This is a genomic window from Nonomuraea purpurea (assembly GCF_042650645.1).
Lineage (GTDB): Bacteria > Actinomycetota > Actinomycetes > Streptosporangiales > Streptosporangiaceae > Nonomuraea > Nonomuraea purpurea.
Genome location: NZ_JBHSBI010000067.1, coordinates 1 through 8,209 on the forward strand (window position 1 = coordinate 1; position 8,209 = coordinate 8,209).

At 67.5% G+C, this 8,209-nt stretch carries 10 protein-coding genes; 8 read left to right on the plus strand and 2 right to left on the minus strand.

All coding sequences use genetic code 11. From position 1 onward, the window contains the following. Positions 1-410: 410 nt before the first annotated feature. Positions 411-1,649, minus strand: coding sequence for a tetratricopeptide repeat protein (locus ACFOY2_RS54365; protein ID WP_379536066.1), 1,239 nt, complete (start codon positions 1,647-1,649; stop codon positions 411-413). Between the two features lie 379 nt (positions 1,650-2,028). Between ACFOY2_RS54365 and ACFOY2_RS54370 the strand changes: the two genes are divergently transcribed. The 6 genes from ACFOY2_RS54370 (at position 2,029) to ACFOY2_RS54395 (ending at position 5,163) form a co-directional block, all read left to right on the plus strand. Then, positions 2,029-2,157, plus strand: coding sequence for a hypothetical protein (locus ACFOY2_RS54370; protein WP_379536067.1), 129 nt, complete (start codon positions 2,029-2,031; stop codon positions 2,155-2,157). Between the two features lie 121 nt (positions 2,158-2,278). Continuing rightward, positions 2,279-2,581, plus strand: a complete 303-nt coding sequence (locus ACFOY2_RS54375; RefSeq protein WP_379536068.1) for a hypothetical protein — start codon at positions 2,279-2,281, stop codon at positions 2,579-2,581. Between the two features lie 35 nt (positions 2,582-2,616). After that, on the plus strand, positions 2,617-3,138 hold the full coding sequence (locus ACFOY2_RS54380) for a hypothetical protein (RefSeq protein ID WP_379536069.1): 522 nt from the start codon (positions 2,617-2,619) through the stop codon (positions 3,136-3,138). A gap of 86 nt (positions 3,139-3,224) precedes the next feature. Then, the gene (locus ACFOY2_RS54385) at positions 3,225-3,533 is read left to right on the plus strand and encodes a hypothetical protein (protein ID WP_379536070.1); all 309 of its coding nucleotides are present in this window, start codon (positions 3,225-3,227) and stop codon (positions 3,531-3,533) included. Then, positions 3,530-3,859 (plus strand): hypothetical protein, encoded by a 330-nt coding sequence (locus tag ACFOY2_RS54390; RefSeq protein ID WP_379536071.1) that lies wholly within the window; start codon positions 3,530-3,532, stop codon positions 3,857-3,859. The genes ACFOY2_RS54385 and ACFOY2_RS54390 overlap by 4 nt, the downstream gene beginning before the upstream one ends. A 368-nt stretch (positions 3,860-4,227) precedes the next feature. Beyond that, complete coding sequence (locus ACFOY2_RS54395) at positions 4,228-5,163, plus strand: TauD/TfdA family dioxygenase (protein WP_379536072.1); 936 nt, start codon at positions 4,228-4,230, stop codon at positions 5,161-5,163. Between the two features lie 133 nt (positions 5,164-5,296). Here the strand turns inward: ACFOY2_RS54395 and ACFOY2_RS54400 are convergent, their stop codons facing one another. Beyond that, positions 5,297-6,070: a glycosyltransferase family 2 protein gene (locus ACFOY2_RS54400; RefSeq protein WP_379536073.1), complete on the minus strand. Its 774-nt coding sequence runs from the start codon at positions 6,068-6,070 to the stop codon at positions 5,297-5,299. 31 nt (positions 6,071-6,101) lie between these two features. Between ACFOY2_RS54400 and ACFOY2_RS54405 the strand changes: the two genes are divergently transcribed. Both ACFOY2_RS54405 and ACFOY2_RS54410 read left to right on the plus strand, forming a co-directional pair. Beyond that, a complete protein-coding gene (locus tag ACFOY2_RS54405; protein WP_379536074.1) occupies positions 6,102-7,358 on the plus strand; it encodes a nucleotide sugar dehydrogenase in 1,257 nt (418 codons plus the stop codon). Positions 7,359-7,411: 53 nt separating this feature from the next. Beyond that, complete coding sequence (locus ACFOY2_RS54410; protein ID WP_379536075.1) at positions 7,412-8,149, plus strand: hypothetical protein; 738 nt, start codon at positions 7,412-7,414, stop codon at positions 8,147-8,149. Positions 8,150-8,209 lie beyond the last annotated feature (60 nt).

An 8,209-nucleotide genomic window follows, 5' to 3' on the forward strand; every position in this document is an offset into this window, starting at 1 on the left:
AACCCACCGCACTCCAACTTGATCTCCTGGACCTCCTCGACATCGATCCACGAGACCTTCGCTGAAGATCACTCACGTGCGGAAAACGGGGCTAGCAGGGTAGCGAGGGCAGTGGTCATGAGGGCGATGCGACTGACCATGGTGAGGGTGTCCGTTCCGTGTGGGTGATCAGAACGGAGTTACTGTGGAACGTGGCGGGTGAGAAGTCCCGCAGGTCGAGTCGTTGCCACCATGGCTTGATCAACATTTGGTGCACGGGCGAACATCAAGATCTGGATAGGCATTCTGGGCGTAGAAATTGGCGGCATAGGTGATGACGGAAAGGTCATTGCCGCCGCCTGGTACCGGAGCCGAAACCGGGGCGGGCGCTGCCGGCGTCCAGGCGCTGGCTGACCTGTTCCGGGGCGTGCTCACGCGGTGAAGTCGAGGAAGTCCCGGATTACCGGCACATGGCGGTGCTCGGCGAGGTTGTCTCTCAGTCCCTCCAGGGTTGCCGACGACCGGGCCGAGTCGACGCCGCCGAGGCAGCGGACGGCGTGTTCGGCGACCGCGACTGCCTGGTCCAAGTCTCGCAGAGCCAGATGGGCGTCCGCGGCGCGGGCCAGGTAGATGGCGTGCGTGCGCGGGTACTGGTCGTCTCCGGCGTAGTTCGCGTCGATCGCCGCGTCGAACCGGCGGATCGCCTCCCGGGGGTCGCCGAGTTGCAGCGCGGATGACCCAGCGATCATCTCGATCTCCCCGAGATCGACCCAGTACAGGTAGGGCGGGTCGTCGTCGTGGGGCCCGGCGGAGAGCAGATCGCGGGCCTGGTGCAGCGCGCGGGCGCAGGCGCGCCGGTCGCCAGCCTTGGAGTGGGATCGGGCGGCGCGGGTGGCGAGCATCGCGCGGAAGCGGGCAGTGGCCTTGTTCTTCGTCTGGACCTGGGCGGCTTCCACGAGCGCCACGGCGTCCCGGGGGTCTCCGGCGGTGTAGTGCTGGATCGCTCGGAACGACAGCGCGTAGGCGCCGATGAGCGGGTCTCCGGCGGTGGCCGAGGCGCGCAGCGCGGCGTCGAAGAACCGCTCCGCTTGGGCGTGGTAGCCGTCGTCGAAGTGGACCCAGGCACAGCAGCGGGCGGCTTCGGCGGCGGCTGCGTACAGCCGCCGGCCGGTGGGCTCGTCGAAGCGGGCTTCCTTGACCAGGCCGACGATGAAGGCGAACTCAGCCATCCCCAGCTCGCGTAGCTGGGCGCTGCCCAGAGCGTCGTCGAGATGGCGCAGGCGGTCCAGCCGGACTTCCAGGTGGTCGACCATGGACGCGGTGATCTGACGGCGGCCGGTCGAGGAAGGGCTGGTGAGGGAGGCGAGTGCGTCTTGCCAGCCCGTGATCGAGGCCCCGAGCGTGGCCGACGTCATGATCAGGAACTCACGCCGGTCCACCGGGCCTCCCACTGCGAGATCGGTCAGCAGTTCTACGGTAGCTGCCTGATCGCCGTAAGGGGGAGTCCCTTTTGCCCGTTTGCATGCGGTGGCCAGCCAGTCCGGCCACGGCAGGGTCTGCAGGAGATGGGTGGGGATGTCGTGAAGGACGGCCATCGCCTTCTGTGCGGACGGTCCCGGGACGGCCCGCCCGCTCTCCCACCGGTAGATCTTCTGCCGTTCGTGCGCCATGCCGCCCAGTTTGAGCTGTCGATGGACGGCATCCAGTTCACGGGCGTAGGCCGCCTGTGACAAGCCGAGTTCGTGACGCAAGACCGTCAACGGGTGCGGCCGTTTGGGCGGAGCCATCATTGGGCGCTCCTGGTGTGAGGCCGGTGTCTCCACCATCTCTCAGCCATTGCCCGGCTGCAGCCCAACCGGGTGGAAGAGACTACGTCCGCGCCCCGGAAGACTACAGATGATCACTGGTGGGCGACCGGTCGTCGGGTTTTCCTAGTCTTCAGCACAGCCCAACCGGCACTACGACAGCCTTCGCTGTTGTGGAGCCTTTGGAAGTGCTGCCCGGCCGATCAGCCGATCGGCTGTCCCGCCACTGCTGGAGGTTTGTTCAATGTCCGCGCTGACGGAAACGGAGATCGCGGGTGTGTTCGACCTCGATCCCCGCATCGGTGAGGCCGACAGGCCGCAGGAAATGGTCACCGACAACGGCTGCGGCACGACGCCCAACTGCGCGTACTAGCCGCCCGGTCTGACCGCCCGTCACCGGGGCACCTGCCAGGCTCCCCGACCCGTCCCGATCAGAGGAGTTCCCCGTGGTGTATCCCCTTCCTGCAACGCCCGCAGGCGAGATCCTGGACGCGATGACCCGTGGCCAACGCGCCATCCAGCCCTTGCAAGCCGAGTTGCGCAGCCACGGCGTGGAAACCTCGATCAGCTACCTCGGGGGGCGGCCCCGCCTCGACGCCACCACGTTGGCCGTGTGGACCGACGAGCACGGTGGAGAGGTGCGATGGGCCATCGGTGACCCAGTGGACCCCGCGCCCGGCGAAGCCACCAGCCACGCTCCCGTAGGGGAGACCGAGGAGGCCGCCCGCCGGATCGGCGAGCAACTGTCCGAGCTGGAATGCGGCCACGTTACATCGGCGGCGGAGTCAGCGCGGTGAGCCCGCAAGGCCCGGCCGAACAGACGATGTGCGCCATGGTGCGCGCTACTCACGCCCACGAGCACAAGGACACGACCATGCCCGAACCGGGAGACTACGCGCTGGCCAGGGACCTGGACGACACCGAGCACGCGGTCATCTGGGACGCCCCTGTCGGCATGGCCACCACCGCCGTATGCGGCGCGCTCGCCGCACCCTCGGCGACCACAGAGATAACGATCCTGTGGTGGTATCACACCTGCGCGAGCGCCTGCCGACGGTGCGCGGAACTCGTCATCGCCATCGGCTGGGCGATGACGCTCGCCCCATACGACGTGACCCGCGCCCGCCTCGATCGGTTGTTGGAAGCACGCGGTTGTGGCCCCACCAGCGACGAGCAGTGGAGCGCGCTGGGCTGGGATCGATGCGATCCCGCAGGGGAGCAGCGGGGACGGGCGGTCGCACTCATGCAGCGATGGCACCTGACGCCTGCGGGTCTGGATTCCGCCGGCGACCGACTCGGCGCGGCAGCCATGACCGACCAAGAACGGGCCGAAATCCTCGACCCTCCCTACTAGAGCGGAGCCCAGCCGTGCACCCTCATAGCACCACAGCCCGACCAGCCGCCCGCAAGCCTGGACCGGCCCTCGCAGTGGCTCACCAGGTGCAGACCGAACTGGAGCGCCTGAACATCCCCGCTCATGTCCTGGGCGGCGATGACAAGGCCACGGTGTCCTTGTGGCCCCATCTGGTCGCGTTGACAGACGGGAAGTTGATCTTTTGGCAGGTTCCCTGCCCGAGCGCGCGCGGAACCGTCCTGTGGACACTCGCCCGGGCTCCCGCCACGGCGGCCACACGGCTGATGGTTCACTACCTTGACCTGGTGAAACAGCCTCTTCCGGAGTCGCTCGCCGAGCTGGTCCGGCTCACCGTGGCTGGCGAAGGCGAGGAGCACGGAGGTGACGGGCGATGACCGCGACCAGGTGGCTTGTGCCCGGCCTGCGACCGGCCGATAAGGCAGCCGAGCAACTGCAGGCTCAGCTCCACGCAGCGCACCGGATCGCTTCCGAGGTCCGTCACGGCGACGGCGTCGCGCTGGTGCTGATCTCGACCGACCTGGTCGTCTGGACGGACGGGGACATCTGGTGGTGGTGGACCGGCCACACGACCGGGCGAGGCCGGTGGATCTACAACCATGCCTCCACAGCGAATGCGGCGACCGCCGCTCGTCGTATCGCGTTCCGCTATGAGGAGATACGGGGCAACGTGCGCGCCGTTCGCGCGGTGTTAGCCGGATGAGCGGCGGCCCACGTGGAGACGACGGTCGGCACGCAGGAGAAGCGCTCGCCGAAGCAGAGTTCTGGCAGGCCCTGCCGCGGCCCGCCCAGGAGGGCAGCTCCGCCGTTGCTCAACGGTGAGGTCTGCCAGGCACAACCCTGCGGTCTCGGGATCGACCCGCGGCGTGGTGGCTGCGAGGGGCAGCGGCCTGGCCAGCGTCTCCCGAGCCCGCAGGCACCACCAACCCAGAGGAGAGCTACCGATGCCCTGGCGATCGAGCAGGTCAGGCTGGGTCGATGGGGTAGCGGAAGCGCAGCCTCCCGACCCAACTGAAGGAAGAGGAAGTGCACCAGTACCACGCACTGTCCCGTCAACCCAAGGAGTGCAGCATGATCCAACCCGACTCCAGGCCGCCGGCCTTCATCAACTTGTCGAAGGAGCTCGAAGCCGCTTTGATCGAGATCGGAGGTGCGCTCCCCGCTTGGGACATGGCTGGTTCCTTCCTGGCGGATGCCACGCTCAAGAGGTACCAGGCGCAGATGGAGTCCGTGCCGCTGGTCAAGGAGGTCGCCGCGACGCTGCGCCACGCGCTGACCGGAGAGGGCGGCGGCTACGCCGTGCTGCGCCTAGGAAACCTCGCCAAGGCGCTGGGGACCGACGACGACCGGTTCCTGCGGCTGGCGACGGCCTTCGCGGCCGAGGTGGCCGTCCCTTTCTCGCCTTTCCCGCGGTGGCCCCTCTGGAAGGACATCGGGGTCAAGGTCGACAAGGACCCCGGCAAGTCCAGCGGCATCGGGTACAACGCGTTCCACATGGACCTGGTGAACGCGACCCGGCCCCCGGACTACACCACGCTCCTGTGCGTCCGCCCCGACCCGCTCGGCGGCGGCCCCAGCATCCTCTCCGATCCCCACGCGGCGGTGGCGCGGCTGTCGGAGAACAGCCGCGCCCTGCTGGCCAAGTCGGCCTACCACTACGGGACCTTCTTCGACCTGCACGGCGTCGGCGAGGAGTACAAGCCGTTTCCGATCCTGGACGGCTCCGACCCGGGCGAGGGGTTCGTCCGGTTCACCGCCAAGATGCTGGAGAGGTCCGAGCTCGGCCAGGCGCACGCCGACGCCGCCAGGGAGCTCGCCGAGGAGCTCGTCCGGGGGCAGGTCTCCTTCATGCTCCAGCCCGGGGACTACCTCATCGTGAACCAGCGCCGCTTCCTGCATGGTCGGGAGGCGCTCCGCAGCGGTCAGGAGACCGTCCCGGTCGCCGACCGACGGCTGCTCCTCCAGATGTTTCTGCGCGCGCCGACCGGAGCCGGCTCGGCCGCATAGCCGGCCGACGGCACCAGTGACCCGCCGAGTCCCGCTCTTCGGGTCCAGCCGCCGATCACGCGGCACGGCCACGGGGCGGGGCCCGGTCGGGTACCACCCGGAAACGGTCGCGCACCGGGCCCGTGAACGGGCGCTAGATGTGCGACTTCCGCACCGAGTGCCATGCCGCCCCGACCAGAGCCCGCGTCGACCGGACCACTGAGAGCTGCTCGTGCCGACGGTACAGATTCCAGTTGTACTGGACCAGCGACAACTTGTTCGACGAGAGCGACCCGGCCCGCTGAGACCGATACACGGCCAAGGGTTCCCTCAGAGCCCGGGCGGGGGTCCCGTCCCGCATGATCGACAACCAGAGCGCGTAGTCCTGCCTCTTCGGCATGTCCGGCATCAGCTTCGCCCCGAGCACCCTGCGGTCGTACATGGCGGTCAGGGCGCCGATGTGGTCCTGGACCAGCATCGCGCTGTAGTCCACGTGCTCAGGCGCCCACACGACCCGCCCGTTCGGGACGAAGTCGGCGGCCTCGCCCGCGTACAGGGCGTCGACCTTGTAGTAGGAGGTGAACGTGAGGGGCGTCCCGGCTGTCGCGGCGAAGGCGAGCTGCTTCTCCAGCTTCGTCGGCAGCCACATGTCGTCGCTGTCGAGAAAGGCGATGAAGTCACCCTGGGCCCGCTCGATGGCCAGGTTCCGGGCCCGGGCCGCGCCCCCCTGCCGGGCCGCTGCCCCCGGCAGGACCCGCTCATCCTGCCGGGCCAGCTCTGTCAGCAGATCCATCGAGTCGTCCGAGGAGGCGTCGTCGGTGATCAGCAGTTCGAGATCGCTGTGGGTCTGCGCCAGCACCGACCGAACTGACGGCCCGAGCGTGGCCGCCGCATTGTGTACCGGCATCACCACAGAAACCAGGGGCACAGAGGTGCTCCTTACCCAGATTGGAGTCGTCATGGATGTTGTCGTCGCTGGTCAGGGCTACGTGGGACTGCCTCTGGCCGTGCGCGCCGCCGAGGTGGGCCATCGCGTCGTCGGCTACGACGTGGACCTGCACCGTATCAAGCGGCTCGCCGCCGGTGAGTCGTACGTGGAGGACGTGACCTCCTCGCGGCTCCGCGCGGTGCTGGACTCCGGGGCCTACTTCGCGACCGCCGACGCTGCCGCGCTGGCCGGCTTCGACATCGCGGTGATCACCGTGCCGACCCCGCTGCGGGACGGCGTGCCCGACCTGACCTACATCGAGTCCTGCGCACGGATGCTGGGCGAGCACCTTCGCCCCGGCGCGACGGTGGTCCTGGAGTCCACGACCTATCCCGGCACCACCGAGGAACTGCTGCTGCCGATCCTGGAGCAGACCTCGGGCCTCAAAGGCGGGGTGGACTTCCTGGCTGGATTCAGTCCCGAACGCATCGCTCCGGGGAACAAGAGGTGGTCGTTCGAGGGGACGCCCAAATTGGTGTCCGGAATCGACGCCAAATCACTCCATGCGATCAAGGGTTTCTACGACGGCATCTTTCAGACCACGGTTCCGGTGTCCGGGACGAGGATCGCCGAGATGGCCAAGCTGATCGAGAACGTCTTCCGGTTCGTCAACATCTCCCTGGTCAACGAGATGGCGACGCTGGCGGCTCCCCTCGGCGTGAACATCTGGGAGGCGATCGACGCCGCCGCAACCAAGCCCTTCGGCTTCACGCGGTTCACCCCGGGGCCGGGAGTCGGCGGGCACTGCCTGCCCGTCGACCCGTTGTTCCTGTCCTGGAAGGTCCAGCAGGAGCTCGGCGTCCCTTTCCGGTTCGTGGAACTCGCCAACGACGTGAACCGCCACATGCCCGACTACGTCGTCCGTCGTCTGGCGGAGGCACTCGACAAGCGCAACATGCCCATCAACGGATCCCGGATCCTGCTGCTCGGCTTGACCTACAAGATCAATGCCACCGACCTCCGCGAGTCGCCCTCGGCACGTGTCGCCGAGCTCCTGATCAACCTCGGCGCCGAGGTCCGCGGCGCCGACCCCAACATCCCGGAAGGCGACGACACCAAGCTGAACGTGCCCTTGGTGGACGCGAGCGCGGAGGATATCGCGGCTTCTGACGCCGTGGTGCTCCTCATGGACCACGCACGATTCGACCTCGCAATGGTCGAGAAGAACGCGCCCTATGTTCTCGACTGCCGAAACCGCCTGTCCGGACCGAACGTCGAGGTCCTTTAGCTTCTCGAAATTCTCCCCTGCCCAGCTGCCGACCTTCCATCCCAGGAGTTCTCTTGCGCGACGAATGGGAACACGCGCACACGGACTACACCATGCCCGTGCAGCGTCGAACTCCTGCCTCGCTGGCCGAAAGTGAGAGCGACTGGCGCCACTACCTGGAACGCTCAACTCCCAACGGCTGGCTGATACGGAACAACGCCATGACCGAAGCGCTCGTCAGCGGGCAGCCGATGTACCTGCTGCACACCACCAGGGGCATCAACGCCATCCGCACCAGCCGGCAGTTGCACGTCTCCACCGGCTGCCTGGTCGGAGCCCTGTACTGCTCGCCTCTCGTCAGTCAGCGCGAGGGACTGCGCCCCCACAACCTCGGCACCTATCTGATGGAGACCAAGCCCTCCACCACGCCCCTGGTGTTCGAGGTCGTCCCGGATGGCCCGATCCGGCCCAAGGGCGTCGACTACCTGCATCTCGGTGCCATCCACCTGCGTACCTACTTGCGCTACCAGAGCTTCCTCGCCCCGGCCGAGAACGACCAGCTCGGCCGCACCGTGCTGGCCGGGCTGCGCGCCGCCGCCCCGTTCCTCGACGTTGCCCTGCGCAACGCCGCCGGCCATGCCACTCCGGCACCCGAGTTCATCGACCAACTGTCCGCCGCCGTGGCTCACGTGCCGTTCCTCGGCTACTTGTACTTCGAGGTTCTGTCCGAGTACCTGATGCTCCACTCCGATACCTCGGAGACCAAGACCTATGCCCAGGCGGTAACTGTCAAACTGTTTGAGACGTTTTAGGCGACTTGTTCTGTATCGGAGTTGGTTTCCTCCTTGGCGGGTTCGTTGATCCAGACGGCT

Excerpts from the sequence above, each read along its gene's own strand:
- ACFOY2_RS54365 (WP_379536066.1), bottom strand. The coding sequence starts at position 1,649 with ATGGCGCACGAACGGCAGAAGATCTACCGGTGGGAGAGCGGGCGGGCC.
- ACFOY2_RS54370 (WP_379536067.1), top strand. The coding sequence starts at position 2,029 with ATGTCCGCGCTGACGGAAACGGAGATCGCGGGTGTGTTCGACCTCGAT.
- ACFOY2_RS54375 (WP_379536068.1), top strand. The coding sequence starts at position 2,279 with ATGACCCGTGGCCAACGCGCCATCCAGCCCTTGCAAGCCGAGTTGCGC.
- ACFOY2_RS54380 (WP_379536069.1), top strand. The coding sequence starts at position 2,617 with ATGGTGCGCGCTACTCACGCCCACGAGCACAAGGACACGACCATGCCC.
- ACFOY2_RS54390 (WP_379536071.1), top strand. The coding sequence starts at position 3,530 with ATGACCGCGACCAGGTGGCTTGTGCCCGGCCTGCGACCGGCCGATAAG.
- ACFOY2_RS54395 (WP_379536072.1), top strand. The coding sequence starts at position 4,228 with ATGATCCAACCCGACTCCAGGCCGCCGGCCTTCATCAACTTGTCGAAG.
- ACFOY2_RS54405 (WP_379536074.1), top strand. The coding sequence starts at position 6,102 with ATGGATGTTGTCGTCGCTGGTCAGGGCTACGTGGGACTGCCTCTGGCC.